This is a genomic window from Flavobacteriales bacterium (genome assembly GCA_016715895.1).
Lineage (GTDB): Bacteria > Bacteroidota > Bacteroidia > Flavobacteriales_F > PHOS-HE28 > PHOS-HE28.
The window spans coordinates 1807381-1827697 of sequence record JADJXH010000004.1; the positions used below are offsets into that span (position 1 = coordinate 1807381).

At 64.0% G+C, this 20317-nt stretch carries 13 protein-coding genes and 1 pseudogene; 8 read left to right on the forward strand and 6 right to left on the reverse strand.

Going from position 1 to position 20317, the window contains the following annotated elements; translation table 11 throughout:
- Window positions 1–49: 49 nt before the first annotated feature.
- From IPM49_16410 to IPM49_16420, 3 genes are all read left to right on the forward strand, one after another.
- Window positions 50–1072, forward strand: coding sequence for a hypothetical protein (locus tag IPM49_16410; protein ID MBK9276105.1), 1023 nt, complete (start codon window positions 50–52; stop codon window positions 1070–1072).
- A gap of 1232 nt (window positions 1073–2304) precedes the next feature.
- Window positions 2305–4023 (forward strand): N-6 DNA methylase, encoded by a 1719-nt coding sequence (locus IPM49_16415; GenBank protein ID MBK9276106.1) that lies wholly within the window; start codon window positions 2305–2307, stop codon window positions 4021–4023.
- A complete protein-coding gene (locus IPM49_16420; protein MBK9276107.1) occupies window positions 4020–5162 on the forward strand; it encodes a restriction endonuclease subunit S in 1143 nt (380 codons plus the stop codon). Before IPM49_16415 ends, IPM49_16420 begins: the two co-directional genes overlap by 4 nt.
- A gap of 210 nt (window positions 5163–5372) precedes the next feature.
- Here IPM49_16420 and IPM49_16425 read toward each other — a convergent pair whose 3' ends face one another.
- Window positions 5373–6215 (reverse strand): DUF3800 domain-containing protein, encoded by an 843-nt coding sequence (locus IPM49_16425; protein ID MBK9276108.1) that lies wholly within the window; start codon window positions 6213–6215, stop codon window positions 5373–5375.
- 103 nt (window positions 6216–6318) lie between these two features.
- Here IPM49_16425 and IPM49_16430 point away from each other — a divergent pair, with 103 nt between their 5' ends.
- From IPM49_16430 to IPM49_16440, 3 genes are all read left to right on the forward strand, one after another.
- Window positions 6319–7203, forward strand: coding sequence for a GIY-YIG nuclease family protein (locus IPM49_16430; GenBank protein MBK9276109.1), 885 nt, complete (start codon window positions 6319–6321; stop codon window positions 7201–7203).
- Between the two features lie 174 nt (window positions 7204–7377).
- Window positions 7378–8004: a transposase gene (locus IPM49_16435; protein ID MBK9276110.1), complete on the forward strand. Its 627-nt coding sequence runs from the start codon at window positions 7378–7380 to the stop codon at window positions 8002–8004.
- Window positions 8001–10349, forward strand: a complete 2349-nt coding sequence (locus IPM49_16440) for a DEAD/DEAH box helicase family protein (GenBank protein ID MBK9276111.1) — start codon at window positions 8001–8003, stop codon at window positions 10347–10349. Before IPM49_16435 ends, IPM49_16440 begins: the two co-directional genes overlap by 4 nt.
- Window positions 10350–11132: 783 nt before the next feature.
- Here the strand turns inward: IPM49_16440 and IPM49_16445 are convergent.
- Window positions 11133–11645: a hypothetical protein gene (locus IPM49_16445; protein MBK9276112.1), complete on the reverse strand. Its 513-nt coding sequence runs from the start codon at window positions 11643–11645 to the stop codon at window positions 11133–11135.
- A 68-nt stretch (window positions 11646–11713) separates the two neighbouring features.
- On the opposite strand from IPM49_16445, the gene IPM49_16450 reads away from it, so the two are divergent.
- Together IPM49_16450 and IPM49_16455 are read left to right on the forward strand one after the other, a co-directional pair.
- Complete coding sequence (locus tag IPM49_16450) at window positions 11714–12172, forward strand: hypothetical protein (protein ID MBK9276113.1); 459 nt, start codon at window positions 11714–11716, stop codon at window positions 12170–12172.
- Window positions 12154–12492 (forward strand): type II toxin-antitoxin system PemK/MazF family toxin, encoded by a 339-nt coding sequence (locus IPM49_16455; GenBank protein MBK9276114.1) that lies wholly within the window; start codon window positions 12154–12156, stop codon window positions 12490–12492. Before IPM49_16450 ends, IPM49_16455 begins: the two co-directional genes overlap by 19 nt.
- A gap of 453 nt (window positions 12493–12945) precedes the next feature.
- Here the strand turns inward: IPM49_16455 and IPM49_16460 are convergent.
- The 4 genes and pseudogenes from IPM49_16460 to IPM49_16475 form a co-directional block, all read right to left on the reverse strand.
- Window positions 12946–14168, reverse strand: a pseudogene (locus IPM49_16460) (IS256 family transposase).
- Window positions 14169–15251: 1083 nt separating this feature from the next.
- The gene (locus IPM49_16465) at window positions 15252–16787 is read right to left on the reverse strand and encodes a hypothetical protein (GenBank protein ID MBK9276115.1); all 1536 of its coding nucleotides are present in this window, start codon (window positions 16785–16787) and stop codon (window positions 15252–15254) included.
- 539 nt (window positions 16788–17326) lie between these two features.
- The gene (locus tag IPM49_16470) at window positions 17327–18148 is read right to left on the reverse strand and encodes a T9SS type A sorting domain-containing protein (GenBank protein MBK9276116.1); all 822 of its coding nucleotides are present in this window, start codon (window positions 18146–18148) and stop codon (window positions 17327–17329) included.
- Between the two features lie 140 nt (window positions 18149–18288).
- Complete coding sequence (locus IPM49_16475; GenBank protein ID MBK9276117.1) at window positions 18289–20298, reverse strand: hypothetical protein; 2010 nt, start codon at window positions 20296–20298, stop codon at window positions 18289–18291.
- Window positions 20299–20317: the final 19 nt, after the last annotated feature.

A 20317-nucleotide genomic window follows, 5' to 3' on the forward strand; every position in this document is an offset into this window, starting at 1 on the left:
ACCAGGCACCGTGGTTTGCAGGACCAAAACACACCGTGCCATGAGGACCATGCTATTTGCCCTGTTCATCCCTGGTTTCGTCCAGGACGCCATTGCCTCCAAGGATACCCTGCACCTGGCCCGGAACTCGGGGGGCGAGATCAAGGTGGAAGTGAAGCCCGGTGCGGAACTGGATCTCGTTCTGGCCGACGCGATGCCAGCTGAGAGCTACTCCGTGAGCGTGGAGCGCAAGTACGTGATGCCGAGCCCGATCGATCTCGCTCCGTTCATGACGCTCGCGGCTGGAGGTGGTGTTTGCCCTCTGCTTTCCATTCCGTTCGCCGCCTTGGATGGGATGGAGGATGAGGCGAAGGTGGCCGAAGGCATGATCGAGCTGCGGAAAGCCGTCTCCCAGGTCAACGCTTCCCCCGATGCGAACTGCACGGTCGCCCTCGCAACGAGTACTTGGGGAAAGGCGCTTGAGCGCACCACACGTGCCATTCCAGGTGTGTTTGTGGTCGGAGAAGCGGAAGAGATCACGGTCACCATCGTTCGCAAAGGGACGGACGCGAACGGGAAGGAGAAGGAGATCAAGTGGACCTATGTCTTCAGCACAGGACAGCGGGGCTCGTGGGTCATCACCTATGGATTCAATGCCATCGTCGGTTCGCTCATGCCCGAGGAACGCTACTTCACCCAGGCTCAGGACAGCTCGTTCGTCATCAAGCGCCGAACCAGTGGGTCACCATTAACTTATGCACCTACCGTGATAGTCCATTGGATGCCGCGTGTGCGCGAACCGAAAGCCGTGGCGTGGAGCCTGACAGCGGGGCTGGGATTGGGCAACGAAATGCCCACATTGACCCTGGGCGGCGGGCTGATCGTACATCATAACATCGCTCTGCATGTGGGGCTCGCGCTGCACGCGCAGGACCGGTTGAATGGTAAGTACAGCGAAGGTGATATGGTCAAGGAGAGCCTCGATGACACCCAATTGCACGAGCGCCAATTCGCCGTCAACCCCTTCTTCGGGGTGTCCTTCCGGTTCGACAAGAGCCCGTTCGAGAAGGAGAAGGACAAAAAGGACCAATGATCATGGAACAGCTGTGCCGATACATGACCATCGCGACCAGTTCAATGGTCAGTCCCATGGTTGGCCTGGGGCAAGCCGAGCTCATGTATATCCATAAGGAGCCTGTGCATGGGTTGAACCTTGCCCCAAGGGCTGCAGACATGAAGAAGTGGGACCGGAACACGGTCGAGCTTGAACCTGTGCTAGGATCGGACAGTGCCGCTCTTCGGCTGCCGGAAGGCCGGTATCAGGTCATTGAAGGTGACCTGATCCTTCCCGTACCCATCGCCGAGGTATACTCGAGGGAGCGCACCGAGCACATGCTGCTGCTGGATCGGAAGGGAAGCGCCGCCGTAATGATCATGGTCCCCATCCATGCGGGACGGAAGCAGCTATGGCCCCCGGGGAAGACACTGCGCTATAGCATCAGTGCACCCACCTTCGCAGGTCACGGTCCGCTACGTGATTCGGTGGAGCAAGCGATACACAAGGCGGCACGGGAATGGGAATCCCTTTGCAACATCCGGTTCGAGCATGCCGTGGAGTATGATGGCCGGCGGCTGGCGGAACCCATCGGGGACCTCGATTTCGTGGTGGCGATGCTCAAGGATCCCGGCTATCCCGATGCGGCGTATGTGGCCAAGCCCCGAAAGGGTGAGATCCGTTCGACCGTCTATGTCACGGAGGCGTTCCCGGGCCGGGTGAGACCGCTGATGCTGATGAGGCACGAACTGGGCCATGTGCTTGGCTTCCTGCATGAAGGGAACAGGGCACCCATGTCAACGAATTGCGCCGTGGACCACGGTGGGCCGGCTTCGGCGGTGGGCGCCTATTGCCCGCCCCGGGCCGGCCGGGGGGGGGGGGGGCCCCCGGGGGGGGGGGGGGGGGGGGGGGGGCCGCCGGGGGGGGGGGGGGGGGGGGGGGGGGGGGGGCGGGGGGGGCCCCCTCGAACCCCACCACCCCGAGATCAAGGGATGTTCCAAGGCCTCCGGTGGGCGGTCCCAACGTGCCGCCCGCCGGAGGCCCGGCGGCCTCGGCCCTCGGTCCAGGGCCCGCGCCGGGCGCGGGCAGGCTGGGTTTTGGGGTTTCAGGTTTTGAGGTAGAAAGGCAGGCGGAGCCCGTACGGTCCTCCGGCGGGGTGGGACGAATGGCCGGACCCCCCGTTTTCCCGGATCACTGGCACCGGATAATTTCCCAGCGCGATGACGAGCGACGAACAGCAGCTGATGGAGGTGGTGCAGCGCACCGGGCGCATGGGCAACCAGAAGGCCCGCGCCACCCTGGGGTGGAGTGAGGAACAGTACCGCGCGGTGCGCGATGCGCTGGTGACCCAAGGCCTGCTGGTGCTGGGGCCGGGCCGGGGAGGGAGCGTGCGGGTGGCCGAAGGCCGGCAAGCCAGCATGCCTTCAGACCTACTGGCCAACAAGCCCAAGACCGCCAAAGCCAATGGCTCCGCCACCACCGGGTCCGCCGGGCTTCAGCCCGGCCCCAAAGCCACCAAAGCCCAAGGCTCCGCCTTCGAGCAGACCTTCCGCATCCTCGACGACATCCTCCGCAAAGAGGCCGGGTGCAGCAACGAGCTCGACTACACCGAGCAGACCAGCTGGATCCTCTTCCTGAAGTACCTCGACGACCTGGAGGCCACCAAGCAGATGGCCGCCGAACTGGAGGGGAAAGCCTACACGCCCATCCTCAGCACCGAGTACCGCTGGCCGGTGTGGGCCTGCCCCAAGAACAGCGAGGGCAGGATCGATCACCACAAGGCCCTCAACGGCCCCGACCTGGTCGACTTCGTGGACCAGAAGCTCTTCCCCTACCTGCGCGGCTTCAAGCAGCGCGCCAGCGGGCCCAACACCATCGAGTACAAGATCGGCGAGATCTTCGGCGAGCTCACCAACAAGGTGAAGAGCGGCTACAACCTGCGCGAGATCCTGGAAGCCGTGGACGCCCTGCACTTCCAAACCAGCGAGGAGAAGCACGAGCTGAGCGAACTGTACGAGGGCAAGATCCAGCGCATGGGCAACGCCGGGCGCAACGGCGGCGAGTACTACACCCCGCGCCCCCTGATCCGCGCCATTGTGCAGGTGCTGGACCCGCGCATCGGCGAAACGGTGTACGATGGCGCCGCCGGCAGCGCGGGCTTCCTGTGCGAGGCCTTCGCCCACATGCAGGCCCAGGCCCGCAGCACCGCCGACCACCAGACCCTGCAGCAGCGCACCTTCTTCGCCAAGGAGAAGAAGGGCCTGGCCTACATCATCGGCCTCATGAACATGATCCTGCACGGCATCGAGGCGCCCAACATCGTACACACCAACACGCTGGCCGAGAACCTGCAGGACATCCAGCCCAAGGACCAGCGCGATGTGGTGCTGGCCAACCCGCCCTTCGGCGGCAAGGAGCGGCCGGAGGTGCAGCAGAACTTCCCGATCAAGACCGGCGAAACGGCCTTCCTCTTCCTGCAGCACTTCATCAAGAGCCTCAAGGCCGGTGGCCGGGCGGGCATAGTGATCAAGAACACCTTCCTCAGCAATACCGACAACGCCAGCATCAGCCTGCGGCGGAAGCTGCTGGAGGAATGCGACCTGCACACCATCCTGGACATGCCGCAGGGCACCTTCCAGGGCGCGGGCGTAAAGACCGTGGTGCTCTTCTTCGAGAAAGGCCGCCTCACGCGCCGCATCTGGTACTACCAGCTGGACCCCGGCCGCAGCCTGGGCAAGACCAACCCGCTGAACGAGGCCGACCTCGCCGACTTTGTGCAACTGGCGAAGACCAAGGCGGACAGCGTGAACAGCTGGAGCCGCACGGTGGCTGAGGTGCTCGAAGCCACCGACACCTATGACCTCAGCGTGAAGAACCCCAAGCGGGCGGAGGAAGCGCCGCTGCGGGATCCGAAGACCATCCTGAAGGAGATGCGGGAGTTGGATGAGAAGACGCAGACCATTCTATCCTCGATTGAGAGCTTGCTATGAGTGCAGGAAGCGGATGGCCGGTTGCTCGATGGGGCGATGTTCTTGAGATCAGGAACGGTCGCAACCAAAAGGAAGTGGAAGATGCTAATGGTGCATATCCCATCTACGGAAGTGGGGGCGTGATGGGCAGGGCGAACAACTATATCTGCGAAGCACAAACCACCATCATCGGCCGGAAAGGTTCAATCAGCAGTCCCCTGTTCGTTGAGGAGCCCTTCTGGAACGTGGATACAGCCTTCGGTCTGCATGCACTGGATGAGCTGGACCCAAGATTCTTGTACTACTTCTGCCAGCACTATGACTTCTGGCAGCATAACCGAGGAACCACAATTCCCAGTCTGGTCAAGTCGGAGCTCTTGGAGATACGGATGCCTCATCCCCCTCTCCCCGAACAGCAGCGGATCGTCACGAAGCTGGATGCGGCGTTCGGGGCGCTGCGCGAAGCCGAAGGGCACGTGGAGCGCAACCGCGCCAATGCCCGGGAGCTGTTCGAGAGCTACTTGAATGGGACACATCAAGGCAATTCGCCGAAGTGGATTGACACGCGAGTTGGCGACGAAGTCGAAATCTTCACCGGGTTTCCGTTCAAGAGTGATCGTTACACAGAGGTAGAGAACGATATCAGACTCCTTCGCGGAGACAACATCATTCCTGGTGAGTTCAGATGGGAAGGTGTTAAAAGGTGGCCCGCCGGTGACGTGAAAGAATACGGGGCTTACTGGCTCGACGAAGGCGATGTGGTCATCGCCATGGACCGTACATGGATCAAGTCTGGATTGAAGTATGCCATCGTTACGAAGGCCGACATGCCCAGCCTATTGGTCCAGCGTGTCGCACGATTGAGGTGCAAGCCTTCTCTCGACAAGCGTTACCTGGGGTATCTGATCGCCAGTCGGGACTTTGCCACTTATGTACTTTCCGTTCAGACGGGAACTGGTGTCCCACACATTAGCGGTGGACAGATCGCAGCGTTTGAATTCCGTTGTCCCCCAATCGAAGAACAACGCCTCATCGCCGAGAAACTCGACGCACTCAAGGCTGCAACCAAGCAACTCGAAGCCACCTACCAGCAGAAGCTGCGGGAGCTGGAGGGCTTGAAGAAGGGCTTGTTGGGGGCGGCGTTCAGGGGGGAGTTGTAACACTGGGCTCGCCACGCCCCAGCGTGGCCCTTTACCCGCCCCCTCGCGTTCCCCTTCCCGCTGTCTATCAACAAATTAACACCAGCCTGAGAACTTCCTAACGGACCGACCGTGGATCGTACACAGGCCAGCTTCTACCTTTGTACCGGCCCTGCCAGAGCGAAGTCCTACGTTTACGTGGGATACTGATGTAGCGATGGTGGGGCCATTTTATTTGAACCGATCCGGGTCGATCTTGAACTCCTTGGGCACGAAGCTCCAGTGCCGGTAAGGAGCTGTCCAGCGGTTCTCCCAACCCGGTCGGCTGTTGCCCGTGGACACTCCGATGTTGAAGCCTGGATAGAGCAGGTTGAGGCGCTTGTTGATGTGCTTGTACAGCGTGTCCTTGGCCACGGTCCGCTTTCCACGCCGCCTCTTCCCTTGCGGTATGGCACGATGCAATTCGTTCAGGCGGAAGGCCATGGCGCCGAGCAGCACGTCGATGGCCTGTAGCTCAATGTGCCGGGCCGAATCCACCTCGTTGACATCTTCCACCTTGATGTTCACCTGCGCACGCTTCCATTCAGGCCGCAACTGGAGCGCATGAACGTAGCTCTTGAAGATCGCGTTCTTCTCATCCTTGTCCGGAAGGTGGTCGAAGTAGAAGCGGATGTGCACAGGCTCACTTCGGCCTTCGTTGCAATGCGCCAGCCCGAAGGAGTGCTTGATGAATTGGTAGTACAAGCGGTGATAGGCTTGCTCGATGTGCATCGCGCTCAGGTTGATGGCCTGCTTGGCCGATTGCCTGAACATGATGCGCACCTTGACCAGTCCTTCGACAACCAAGTCGAATAGGGCATCCATCAAGTCGATGTAGACCGGCAGGACCATGGGTGTAACGTGCTGCCACTTGGCTTCATGCCGATAGTCATGCTTCTTGAGCACCGCCCAAAGCCGTTCGTTCACGTGCTTCAGGTGCTTCGACTCAACCAGAATACCCCCATAGAAGTCGCTGTAGTAATGCCCCTTCTGCACGGACTCATCACACCAGATATGCAGCTCTCTCATACTCATGATGCAAAGGTCCCGCGCAGTGCAGGAAGTGCGGGGCGCAGTTATCCACACGGGGCGGCGCTTTTCCACAGGAACCGACGTGCCCTATTTTCGTCTCTATCGAATGCTGCCAATGAGCACCACCCTTCCCTTCATCCTGCACATCCTGGTGGCCGATGGCGACCCGGATGGGCTGCGCGTGGTGGAGCGCAGCAACTGGAACGGCAAGGCGGTGATGTTCCCGCGCCCCTTGTACACGGCCGTGCGCAAGCGCGAAGAGTTCCAGCAGCCGGGCGTGTACCTGCTCATAGGCCCCCGCGCCGATGGCGAGGGCGAGACCATCTACGTGGGCGAGGGCGACCCCGTGTACCACCGCCTGGAGAGCCACTACGCCAACAAGGACTTCTGGACGCGGGCGGTCTTCTTCGTGGCCGGTCCCGGCCAACTGAACAAGGCCCACGTGCAATACCTGGAGGCGCAAATGATCCAACGCGCCCGCGCCGCCAAGCGCGTGCCGCTGGAGAATGCCAACAGCCCCACCGAGCCCACCCTGAGCGAGATGGACCGCGCCTACCTGGAGGTGTTCCTGCAGAACCTGCTGGGCATGCTGCCGGTGCTGGGCATCACGGCCTTTGAGCAGACACAGGCGCCCACCGCCACCGAGAAGGAGCTGCCCCTGCTGCATTGCGAGGGCAAGGGCATCACCGGCTCCGGCTACGATGCGCCGCAGGGCTTCATCGTGCGCGCCGGGTCCTTCGCCGCCACCACCTTCACCAAGAGCGTGGGCGAGCACTTCCCCTACGTGGTGCAGCAGCGCGAGGACCTGCTGAAGAGCGGCGTGCTGGTGCCCGATGGCGACAAGCTCCGCTTTACACAGGACTACACCTTCAACAGCCCCAGCATGGCCAGCACCATCGTACTGGGCCGCCCCAGCAACGGCCGCACGGAGTGGAAGGATGGGCAGGGGCGCACGTTGAAGAGCATACAGGAGCAGCAGGCGGGGGGCTGACCACACTGGGTACGCCACGCCCCAGCGTGGCAAGTACCACAACGCAGCAACACTGGGTACGCCACGCCCCAGCGTGGCACATACCAAAGAGGAGCCACGAATGGACGAACCACTACACCGCGATGATGGGGCCGGGCTGGGGCCCGGCGAGCCCAGCAGTGAAAAGGTCTGTACATGCCGCACGTGAACAGCCCGGAGCTGGTGCAGCACGTGAGCTACCACCTGGCCGACAGCCTGCCCAAGGAGGCCGTGGCCGCCATGGCAGAGCAGTTGAAGAGCCTGCCACCCAAGCTCCGCGACAACGAGAAGGAGAAACGTGTGGCCGCCTACCTCGATGCCGGCTATGGCAGTTGCATCCTGCGCGTACCCGAACTGGCGGACATGGTGCAGGAGACCTTCATCCATTTCGCCGGCGACCGCTACCACCTGCACGCTTGGTGCGTAATGCCCAACCACGTGCACGTGCTCTTCCAACCTACCAACGGCTGGACGATGAGCAAGATCGTGGCGTCTTGGAAGTCCTACACAGGGCGGCGGATAAGCGAATACGCGAAAGCGAATGGGATGGCCGCTGGGTTGAGTGCCACGCTGGGGCGTGGCCTACCCAGCGGTCCCCCCACCCGCGTGTGGCACCGTGAATACTGGGATCGCTACATTCGGGACCACGCCCATTTCGCCACAGTTGTGAGATACATCCACGAGAACCCGGTGAAGGCGGGATTGGTGAAGCAGGCCGGTGACTGGCGGTGGTCGTCGGCGTATTTGGCCACGCTGGGGCGTGGCGTACCCAGTGCTGAATGAACGAGGCCGAGACCCGCGCCGAACTGATCGACCCCGCGCTGCGCGCGGCGGGCTGGGGCGTGGTGGAGGGCACCCGGGTGCGGCGGGAATTCAAGATCACCTTGGGGCGCTTGCAAGGTGCCGCGGGCAAGCGCAACGCTGCCGATATCGCCGACTACATCCTGGAATACCGGGGCCGCATGGTGGCCGTGGTGGAAGCCAAGAAGGCCAGCGAGCCCGTGACGCAGGGTCTGGGCCAGGCCAAGAAGTACGCCGACAAGCTCAAGCTGCGGCATGCTTTCAGCACCAATGGCCGGGGCATCTACCAAGTGGACATGCTCACGGGCCGCGAGGGCGATGTGGGCGCGTGGCCCACACCGGATGAGCTGTGGAAGCTGAGCGGGTACGCGGATTTCCAGCCGGTGGCCTTCCCCACCATCGGCCGCAGCACGCCCAAGATCAACTGGCCGGAGCGGTTCGGGGCCATCCCCTTCGAGGACAAGAGCGGCAGTTGGCAACCACGCTACTACCAGGACATCGCCATCCAGCGCGTGCTGGATGCCATCGCCCAAGGCAAGGACCGCATCCTGCTCACCCTGGCCACCGGCACAGGTAAAACGGCCATCGCCTTCCAGATCGCGTGGAAGCTCTTCCACGCCCGATGGAACATCAGGCGCGATGGGGAGCGCCGACCGCGCATCCTCTTCCTCGCCGATCGGAACATCCTGGCCGACCAAGCCTACAGCGCGTTCACGGCCTTCCCGGATGACGCCTTGGTGCGCATCAGTCCGGATGCGGTGCGCAAAAAGGGCCGCGTGCCCACGAACGGCAGCATCTTCTTCACCATCTTCCAGACCTTCATGAGCGGGCCGGATGGCACACCCTACTTCGGTGACTACCCGCCCGACTTCTTCGACCTGATCATCATCGATGAGTGTCACCGCGGCGGTGCCAACGACGAGAGCACGTGGCGCGCCATTCTGGAGTACTTCAGGCCCGCCACGCAACTGGGCCTTACCGCCACGCCCAAGCGCGATGTGAACGTGGACACCTACCGCTACTTCGGCGAGCCGGTCTACACCTACTCCCTGAAGGAGGGCATCAACGACGGCTTCCTCACGCCCTTCAAAGTGCGGCAGTACCGCACCAACCTGGACGAGTACACCTTCGTGGGTGACGATACCGTGGTGGAGGGCGAAGTGGAGGCGGGGGAGCACTTCGCAGAGGACAGGTTCAACGTGGATATCGTGATCGAGAGCCGGGAGCGGTTCCGGGTGCTCACCTTCCTGGGGCAGATCGACCCGAGGGAGAAGACGCTCGTATTCTGTGAGAACCAGCAGCACGCCGCGCTGATCCGCGACCTCATCAATCAGGAGAAGACCGTGGCCGACCCGCACTACTGCCACCGCGTGACCGCCGATGACGGCGAGATCGGGGAGCAGCATCTGCGGGACTTCCAGGACAACGAGAAGAGCATCCCCACCATCCTCACCACCAGCCAGAAGCTGAGCACCGGGGTGGATGCCCGCAACGTGCGCCACATCGTGCTGCTTCGTCGCATCAAGAGCATGGTGGAGTTCAAGCAGATCATCGGCCGGGGCACGCGCCTGTACGATGGCAAGGACTACTTCACCATCCACGACTTCACCCGCAGCCACGAGCTGTTCCACGACCCGGCTTGGGATGGCGAGGAGATCGACCCCGGCGAACCTGCGCCGCCACGCTCCAAAGAGCCCAAGCCGAAGAAGGAGCCCGAACAGGTGACCGATGCGCTGGGTGAGCCCCGGCCGAAGATCCGGATCAAGCTGGCCGATGGCAAGGAACGCCAGTTGAGCGCCACCGTGCAGACCAGCTTCTGGAGCGCCGATGGCACTCCGATCAGCGTGGAGCAGTTCATCCGCCAGTTGTTCGGTGAGCTGCCGCACCTGTTCGCCACGGAGGAGGAGTTACGGGCCTTGTGGAGCCTGCCCGATACGCGCAAGAAGCTGCTGGATGAACTGGCGGAGAAGGGCTACCCCCTGGCCCAGTTGCAGGAGCTGCAGCGCATCATCGATGCACAGCACAGCGACCTGTTCGATGTGCTGGCCTACATCGCCTACAGCACGCCCACGCAGGAGCGTGCGGAGCGTGCTGCGCAGGCCCGTTCCCATTTTGACCACTACACGGACCAGCAGCGCGCGTTCCTGGACTTCGTGCTGCAACAGTATGTGAACACGGGTGTGGAGGAGCTGCAACCCGAGAAGCTGCCTGTCATCCTGCAATTGAAGTACAAGTCCATCCCCGATGCCACCCGTGCGCTCGGTGATGTGGCCCGTATCCGGGAGACATTCGTTGGGTTCCAGCGGTGGTTATATAGTGCCGAATGAAGGATGCCAATGGCCAGATACCAAGGCCGCCTTCGCCGGAGGCTACGGCGAGCGCCAAGGACCTGAGCCCACACCCACCCGCCACTCGGCCCACGGCCTCCGGCCCGCCTGAGGCCTGAAGCCAGCCTGCCTGAAGGCCGGTGGGGCGTTGCGAAGGGAGATCGCTTTCCCCATGTCGTCATCGCGAGCCCGGCTCTGCGGGCGAAGCGATCTCCCTTTCCCGCGTCGTCATCGCGAGGCGGGCTTTGGCGCCGAAGCGATCTCCCTTGAAGGGGTCGGATCGTTGCCAAGGGAGATCGCCACGCCGGCCCTCTGGGACCGGCTCGCGATGACGGTTAGGAAATGCTCTGTGGGCGAAGCGATCTCCCCGGAAGGGATCGGATCGTTGCTAAGGGAGATCGCCACGCCGGCCCTCTGGGACCGGCTCGCGATGACGGTTAAGAACTAGGGAGATCGCCACGCCGGCCCTTCGGGACCGGCTCGCGATGACGGTTGTGAGATGCTGCGCCAGGCGCTATCGGCATCGGCGCCTTCGGCTTCCTGCTGGCGGAGCAGCTGCTGGACCCGCGCATCGTGCTGCTGGGCCTGGGCCTCATGGGGGCGCTGCTCCTGTGAGGGCGGGGGGGAGGGTCATGGACCAAGAACCATGTACCAAGGTCCAAGGAACAAGGAACAAGGAAGAAGAAAGAAGGACCAAGGACGAAGGCCGCCTTCGCCGGAAGCTACGGCGAGCGCCAAGGACCTGAGCCCACACCCACCCGCCACCCGGCCCGCCCGCACCCCTTACCTCAACCAACCCGCGTTGCGACGGAAGTACAGCAGGAAGGCCAGCGGGATGAAGCAGTAGAAGAACAGCAACACGCCGATGAAGGAGAGGTAGACCGTGCTGATCCACAGCAGCATGACGGCCACGGTGGCGAGGAGGTGCACGATGTTCGATACGGCGTAGATGCGGAAGCCCAGCCGCCGGCCGCGCAGCATCAGCGCGGCGCCGAGGGCCGAACCCACGCAGGTGAGCACCACCACGCCCAGAAGGGTCTTAAGGGGCCCGATGGCGGCGGGGCCCACGCTGCCGTTCTCCGCACCCATCCACAGCATGCCGGCCTTGAACAGGTTGACGAGAATGAGGATGAGGTTGCCCAGGATGGTGAGCACGCCGACCACGATGAAGGGTCGGGGTGCTTTCTGGACCGGGGTGTTCACCATGCCGTCGGGCGCGTGGGTGGACGTGGGGCCATGCCCGGTGCAAGGTAGCCAGGCCTGGGGGCGGGCATCGTGCTGCTGGGCCTGGGCCATCTGGGGGCGCTGCTGCCGTGAGGGCGGGGGGGGGGCGGAAGAGGGGCAAGACCTAACTTGCAGCCAGCATGAAGCAGGTGATCCTTGATACCGCCCAGGCCAGAACTCCCCGGGAGGTCTATGCCCTGCTCGAACGGGAGGGTATGCAACCGGGTGACGATGTGAAGGTGTTGCAGAAACCTGCACCTGATCCGGCAACGCGGATGGCCGTGCTCGTGATCGCATTGATGGCAGTTCTGTGGTATATGAGCGCGAAGGCCAAACGGGAAAAGGAACGAGTGGCCGCCGATATCCTGGACGATCTGTTCGGTAAGTACAATAGCGCGGAGGAGCTGGAGAGAGAGCTGAAGGAGGAGTTCAATGTGTCGGTGACGAAAGAGGTGCTCCCACCGGGGCCGGACAACTGGCCCCAGCAGACCATGTCCGCGTTCGAGCGGGCTGCCTACGGCGAGGATGAGCCGGACATCAGCCACATCGCCGTGCGTGAGCCGAACCCGGAGTACAAGCCATGGAGGAAGGACGCGTAGTGCGCGTGGCCTTTCAGCAGTCGGATGGGGCTATCAAGCTGCGCCCAGCCGTCGTGTTGAAGCACCTGTCACGGCATGCGGATCTGCTGGTATGTGCGATCAGCAGCAAGTTGCATCGCGAGATGCCTGGCGTTGATATCGTGGTGAACGAACAGCACGAGGACTTCACCAGCGTGGGCCTGCCGTTCCCATCGCTCATCCGCTGTGCCTACCTCACCACCGTGCCCCTCAGCGCCGTGCAAGACCCGATCGGTGCGGTGAGCGCGGATACGCTCCAGCTCATCCGGCATCAATTGACCACCTACCTACGTGGGCGATGACCTCCATCGCCAAGGACCAAGGAAGAAGGACCAAGGAAGAAGAGCCAAGACCAAGGCCGCCTTCGCCGGAGGCTACGGCGAGCCCAAGGACCTGAACCCACACCCACCCACCACCCGGCCCACGGCCTCCGGCCCGCCTGAGGCCTGAAGCCAGCCTGCCTGAAGGCCGTTGGGGCGTTGCGAAGGGAGATCGCTTTCCCCATGTCGTCATCGCGAGCCCGGCTCTGCGGGCGAAGCGATCTCCCCGGAAGAGATCGGATCGTTGCGAAGGGAGATCGCCACGCCGGCCCTCCGGGACCGGCTCGCGATGACGGTTGGGGAAGGAGATCGCCACGCCGGATACTCGGGTCTGTTAGATAAAGTGTGTCATCATCGTTATTGCTGATGATGTTGATGTTGTTGGGTTTTGAACGAGGGGGTCCGGGGGAGACTCAGAACCTGTTGATCGGTGTTGATCGCCTGTGGATCGAAGCGTGGGCCGAAGAGCAGGCGTAGCTCGGCGGCTATCTCCCTCCAAGCGAAGATGGGCTTGGCGGCCATTTTCTCCACGATGCGCTGCTGGGCCAGATAGAGCAGCTTGAGCAGGGCCATGTCGTTGTCGAAGACGCGCTTGGTCTTGGTGTACTTGCGCAGCTGAGCGTGGAAGCCCTCGATGGGATTGGTGGTGTAGATGAGCCGCCGGATGCGCTCGCTGTAGCGGTACTGGCTGGCCAGCAGCGGCCAGTTGGTGTGCCAGGAGCTCACCGCCTGCGGGTAGCGTTCCCCCATTTGTCGCTGAAGACCTCCAGGGCATGCAGCGCTTGCTGCTCACCAGGGGCCCGGTAGATGGCCCGCATGTCCTTGACCACCTCCTTGTAGTGCTTGTAGCTGACGTACTTCAGGGTATTGCGCACCTGGTGCACGATGCAGAGCTGGATATCGCTCTGTGGGTACACCAAGGAGATCGCGTCGGAGAAGCCGCTCAGGTTGTCGATGCATGCGATCAGCATGTCCTCCACGCCGCGTTGGCGCAGGTCGCCCAGCACGCCCAGCCAGAACTTGGCCCCTTCGCTCTGCCCCACGTACAGGCCCAGCAGGTCCTTGTGGCCATCGGGGCCAACGCCCAAGGCGGTGTATACGGCCTTGTTCACCACGCGCCCTTCCTGCTTCACCTTGAAGTGGATGGCATCGAGCCACACGATCGCGTAGCGCGCCTCCAAGGGCCGCTGCCGCCAGGTCTGTACATCGGCGATCACCTGGTCGGTCACCGCGCTGATCGTGGCCTCGCTCACCTCGATGCCGTACAGGTCCCGCACATGGTCGCTTATGTCGCGCTGGCTCATCCCAAGCCCGTAGAGCTTGATGATCTTCATGTCCAGCTCGGCGTTCAGCACGCGCTCGCGCTTGGGCAGCAGCACCGGGTCAAAGGTTCCCTCACGGTCGCGCGGCGTGGCGATCTCCACCTCTCCGTGGGCGGTCTTCACCCGCTTGCGCCCATGTCCGTTGCGCCGGTTACCTCCAGGCGGCTCCTCGGCCAGGTGAGCGCTCAGCTCGCCCCGTAGCGAGGCCTCCATCAGTCGCTTCACCAGCGGGGTCAGCACCCCATCGCTGCCGCTCAAGGGCTTGCCCAGTAGCAATTGCTTCATGGCCTCCTTCTCGAAGGCTTCGTAATCGAACTTGTCCGTCTTGTCCTCCATGGGTCAGGTGTTGAAGTTCGCAATCCGGCCTGACACACTTTACTGAACAGTCTCGGGTGCCACCCACGAGCGGGTTTGCACGCAGCCCTGCCCCACCTACTGCGGCGCGGATCCTGCCAACTTCCTGCACTGCCGGTAGGGGGGCGACTTCTTTCTTCCTGGTCCTTCCTCCTTGTTCCTTCTTCCTTCCACACCTGTCCTCGCGAGCCTGGCGCTGCAGGTGAAGCGATCTCCCCTTCCCGCGTCGTCATCGCGAGGCGGGTTTTAGCGCCGAAGCGATCTCCCCTTTCCCAGCACGTCATCGCGAGCCCGGCTCTGCGGGCGAAGCGATCTCCCCGGAAGGGATCAGATCACCCTACTGGGAGATCGCCACGCCGGCCCTCCGGGATCGGCTCGCGATGACGGTGAGGAAGGAGAACGCCACGCCGGATGCTCTTTCTTCCTTCCTCATTCTTCATCCTTGTTCCTTCTTCCTTCACCACCCGTTATCTCGACTCTACCCGCGCGCAATGAACTCCCCTCCTGCGCGTGGATCGCTCCACGCGCCGAACAAGGAGGGGCCGGGGGAGGTGGCGGCTCAGGTACGCCCGGTCCTTCTGCGGATCGAAACCTCCCCGTTCCCCTCCTTGCGCGGAGCAGCGAGCGTTCGCTGCTCAGGAGGGGGCTTGTATGCGTCCTGTATCGTCCGGATCAGGGAGATCGCCACACCGGCCCTTCGGGACCGGCTCGCGATGACGGTGAGGAAGGAGATCGCCACGCCGGATGCTCTTTCTTCCTTCCTCATTCTTCATCCTTGTTCCTTCTTCATTCACCACCCGTCATCGCGACTCTACCCGCACGCCATGAACCCCCCTCCTGCGCGTGGATCGTTCCACGCGCCGAACAAGGAGGGGCCGGGGGAGGTAGCGGCTCAGGTACGCCCGGTCCTTCTGCGGATCGAAACCTCCCCGTTCCCCTCCTTGCGCGGAGCAGCGAGCGTTCGCTGTTCAGGAGGGGGCTTGTGCGCGTCGTGTACCCGTCCGGATCAGGGAGATCGCCACGCCGTCCCTGCGGGACCGGCACGCGATGACGGTGCAGCGGACCTTACTGCCGCACCACACGCAATGTGGCCGGCGCTTGTATGCCTGGGCCCACCAGCACGCTGTACATCCCGCGGGGCAGATCAGCCTCCACAGCGGTGCGGCCTGTGGCCGTGGGGACGCTGAGCACACGGCGGCCCAGGGCATCCAGCAGGACCAGTTCCCCACCGGCTGCCGTGCCCTCCACGGTGAATCCGCGGGTGAAGGGGGAGGGGTAGGCATACACCGCCGGGGCGGGTGTGGCTGCGGGAAGGCCGGTGGCCACATCGTTGGTGAAGCGCAGCAGGAACAGGTCGTACCCGTTGCCCGCGCTGGTGTGGCCGCCGACCACGATGCGGCCGTCGCTCTGCAGACCGATGGCCTGGCCATCGCCACCGAACCCATTGAACTGGTGGGTGGCCACACCGCCCGCTCCGAACGTACCGTCCAGTGCACCGGTGCTGGTGTAGCGCCCCAGGAAGAAATAGCCGGAGGTGCCGTCGAAGTACGAGCCGGTGACGAGCACCTTGTCCCAGGGGTCCAGCAGCGCGGCGTACACGCGGGTGAGGCTGCTGCCGAACTCCACATCCACCCGGCCCGCGGTGCCGAAGCCGGGGTCGGGTACGCCATTGGGCTGCACGCCCATGAGCACACCTTGGAAGCCGGCCCCGCCCGCCAGCACATAGCGCCCATCCGGCAGGCGCACGATGGCGTTGCCGACGTCGTTGCCCGTGGTGGGGGCGTAGACGAACTCGTCGTTGTTGCCCAGGTGGCTGCCGTTGCTGTTGAAGGTGGAGAAGCCCAGCTGCTGGTCGGGCGCGTTCTTGGAGGTGCCGCCCACCACGATGCTGTTGTCGGCCAGCACCACCATGCTGTTGCCCATGTCGGACTGGTCGTCCTGGAACAGGTCGGTGAAGGTGGCGGACGAGCCGCCCCCGAAGTTGGGGTCGATGCCTCCGGTGGCCGAGCTCTTCCACAGTGAGACGGCATCGTAGTTCGGTTGGGTGAGGGTGTAGTGTTCGTAGCCGCACACCAGGATGCTGCCATCGGGCAGGCAGCGCACATCCCGTCCATAACTGCCGCTGTTGTACACGCTGGTCCCTCGCGTCAGCACCCCGTCGCCGGAGAAGGATGGGTCCAGGGTGCCGTCCGGCAGCAGCCGCAGGATGAACATCTGCCATTCGCCGCCGGTCAGTTGGGTCTCACCCGCCACCACCACCTTGCCGTCCGCATCGATGTCCACACCGCGGAGGACGTCGAGGCCACCGGTGCCTGTCCAGATCACCACGCCGTTGGTGCCGAAGGTGCTGTCCACCTGGCCATCGGCGGTGAAGCGCATGATCATGGCGTCCTGGTACGCGCCGCCGCCCTGGGCCCCGATGATGCCGGCCACCACGATCTTGTCGTCCGGCTGGATCGCCAGGTCATACAGCAAGTCGAACGGCGAGCCGAGGGAGATGAGGGTTTGCCCCCCCGTACCGAAGCTCGTGTCCAGGGTGCCGGGTTGTGCATGGGCCAGGCCGCACAGCACGGCCGCAAGCAGGGAAAGCGATGTCCTCATGGGCTGAAGGTGATGAACAAAGGTGAGCAAAGGGGGGCGTTGAGCAACACGCATGCGACGCGGGGCGGGTCGCAACGACATCGACTCCTTCTTGCCTCTTGGTCCTGTCTCCTTCTTCCTTGCTCATAGTTCCTTCCTCCTTCCACACCCGGTTTCACGAGCCCGGCTCTGTGGGCGACGCGATCTCCTCACCCCACCACGTCATCGCGAGCCCGGCTCTGCGGGCGAAGCGATCTCCCCACCCCCCCACGTCATCGCGAGGCGGGCATTTGCCGCCGAAGCGATCTCCCCGGAAGGGATCAGATCACTGGCCAGGGAGATCGCCACGCCGGCCCTCCGGGACCGGCTCGCGATGACGGATAGGAAGGAGATCGCCACGCATCCCTTCGGGCTGCTCGCGATGAGGATCGGGAAGAAGATCGCGACAGCGCTCCTCCACTTTCAGCTTTCCACTTTCAGCTTTCCACTTTCAGCTTTCCTCTTTCAGCTTTCCTCTTTCAGCTTTCCTCTTTCCCCTTTCCGCTTTCCGCCTTCCGCGCTCACTCCACCACCACGCGCAACGCCCCGACCGCAGCGCCGTGCAGCAGGTAGGTGCCGGGAGGTAGCGTACGCAGGTCCAGTTCGGCCTCTGGTCCGGATGGGGCGAAGCGCAGGAGCGTGCGACCGGTGAGGTCGCGCAACTCCAGCGGTCCCAGCGGTCCGCCGCTGCGCAGGTGCACCAGGCCCGTGGTCGGGTTCGGGAACAGCTGCGTCGCGGTGGATGCGGCAGGTCCGCTGATGCCGGTGGGGGCGTTGAGGTCGAAGCCGATGTCCTGCCACGTGGTGACCACGCTCTGTCCGGTGGGTGAGCTGATGTCGTTCCAGTAGAGCTTGCGGCCGGCCAGGTTGGTGGAGAGGGTGCCGAAGCTGGTGTTGGCGCTACCGGTGAAGCTCAGGTCCACCACCAGGGTCAGCGCCGGATCGTAGGTGAACGGATCGTCGAGGTCGATCGGGAACCAGTCACCCGTGGTGCCGGGAGGGATGGTGAAGCTGGCGCGGATCAGCACGGTGTCCAGCCCGGTGAAGAAGGTGTTGCCGCCGGCGAAGGCCGTGGCGCTGGTCTGCGTGAGGCGCACCATGAAGCCGGTGAGCGTGTTGCCGGTGGTCTGACCGGTGGTGCCGTAGCGGTAGTAGAGCCGCGTGATCGGCCCGGCCGTGGCGTTGGTGAGGTCGCTGGGCAGATAGAGGCATTGGCTGTGGCTCGCCGTGCTCAGGTTGCCGAGCAGGAAGGTGCTGTTGCTCGATCCGCAGCATTTCTGCACGTCCTGCGCACAGAGGGCCGGGACGATGAGCAGCCAGAGGATGGAGAGGAAGGAGCGCATGGGTGTGGCTTGGACGGAACAAGGTAGCCATGCCGCCCTTCACAGCCATCGTGGAGACGATGCGATGACAGGTGGAGCAGAAGATCGCCACAGCGCTCCTCCGCTTCCTCTTTCCTCTTTCAGCTTTCCTCTTTCCGCGCTCACTCCACCACCACCCGCAACGCCCCGGCCGTGGCGCCCTGCAGCAGGTAGGTGCCGGCGGCCAGGTGCGCGGTGGGCAGCACGGTGCGGTCGCTGGTCACGGTGAGCGCGGGAGCGGCCACGCGGCCGTCCAGCGTGTACAGGCGCAGCACCGTGCCGGGCGTGGCGCCGGTGAGCACCACGGGTTCGCCGCGGCGCGCGGGCACCGGCGCAAGCTGCATCATGGAGGACGATGCGTCCGCGAGGCCCGTGCAGATCTCGATCGTGATGGTGGTGCTGTCGCTCACCGTGCAGCTGCCCTGCGTGGCGGTGACGCTGAAGGTGGTGGTCTCCGTGATGCTGATGGGCAGGGTGGGGCCGCTGCTGTTGCCGGGCTGCCACAGGAAGGTGCATCCGGGGCAGGGCCCGGGATCCAGGATCGTGGTGAGGCTGTCGCACACCGTTTCGCTGGGCGGCAGATCGGCAGTGGCGGTGCCGGCGGAAAGCTGCACCGCGAAGGGCGCGCTGGTGCCGCAGGCGCTGGCGGCGGACACGCCGATGACGGCGGGTCCGGCGTTGTCCGCCAGCAGATGCACCGTGTCGTTGTCCTGGCCGGCGGCGATGCTCCAGGTGCCGGGGTCCCAGGTATAGCTGCTCGCATCACCGAAGGCATCCACGGCCAGGGTCACCGTGTCGCCCACGCACCAGCTGGTGCTCACCACGCTGATGCCGAAGGGGTCGAAGGGGGCGCCATCGCACCAGCCGTACAGCGCCACCACGCCATCGTCGTTGCCCGAGGGCAGGTTCAGCACGCCGGGGCCGGGGTCGAAGTCCACCGCATAGTTCTGGTTGAAGGAGCCCACGGCGAAGGTGCCGCCGCGCAGGTCGAAGCCCCGGGCGATGGGGTAGGTGCAGTCGGTGCCGCTGTACAGCGAGAGGTTGAAGTCCACCAGGCCGCTCACGTTCATCTTGAAGAAGCGGTAGTAGTTGGCCGTGCAGTTGTTGCTGTAGCTGCCGATGGCGCCGCCCTGCCCATCGGGCACGATGTCGCCCAGGCGCAGGTTGCCGGTGCTGATCAGGCTGGTCTGGTAGATCTCGTTGAGGGTCTGACCGCTGCGGTTGAACTTCAGGGCCCAGAAACCGGCACCGGAGCTGGCGCGGGCCATCAGGTAGGCGTTGTCGGCCTCGTCCACCGCCAGGCGCTGGTCGCCGAAGCCCAGGCCGCCCCCGGCCACGAAGGCGAAGCTGCTGTCGTAGCGCAGCAGGTTCTGCGTTTCGGTGTACACGTTGAACACGCCGGGGCCGGGGTCCACGTCGATCTGGCTGCTCAGCGGGCCGCCGTTGTCCAGCGTCTGCACCACATAGAAGCCGCTGCCGTCGTGCAGGGCGGCGATGTCGCGGCTGTTGCTGAAGCCGGCGTTCCAGGCGCGCACGTCCGCCCAGTGCAGGCTGCCGTCCGCACGGTAGCGCGCGATGAAGGAGCCGGTGGAGAAGCCGGGCACGGTGATGGTGGTGACACCGGGTCCGGGGTCCATGTCGTAGGTGCCCTGGCCCAGGTCGCCGGTGATGTACAGGTTGCCCGCGTCATCGCAGCTGATGCCGCCGTAGTCCTCGCTGAGGTCGGTGGTGTTCTCCACGCTGAAGCCCCAGAGGAACTGGCCGCTGCTGCTGTACTTGGCGTACACCTTGCCGGGGTTCACCAGGGTGGTGAAGGGGCCGGGGTCCAGGTCCAGCTGGCCGGTGCTGAAACCCACGTAGATGTAGACGTGGTCGCTGGCGTCCACGTCCATGTCGATGGAGTAGAGCGTGGGCGCGCTGAGGGTCTTGGTCCACAGGATGTTGCCGGTGCTGCTGTACCGCTGGAGCTGCACGCCGTTGCCGCCTTCGCCCAGGGCGAACACATCGCCGTTGGCGGCGAACTTCACACGCCGGATGGCGCTCACGCTGGGTGTGGCCCAGGCCAGGTCGAACTGTTGGGCCGTGGCGGCGCCGAGGGCGAGGAGGGCGGCGAAGAGGAACGGTGTACGCATGCGGTTCGGTGTTGAAGGG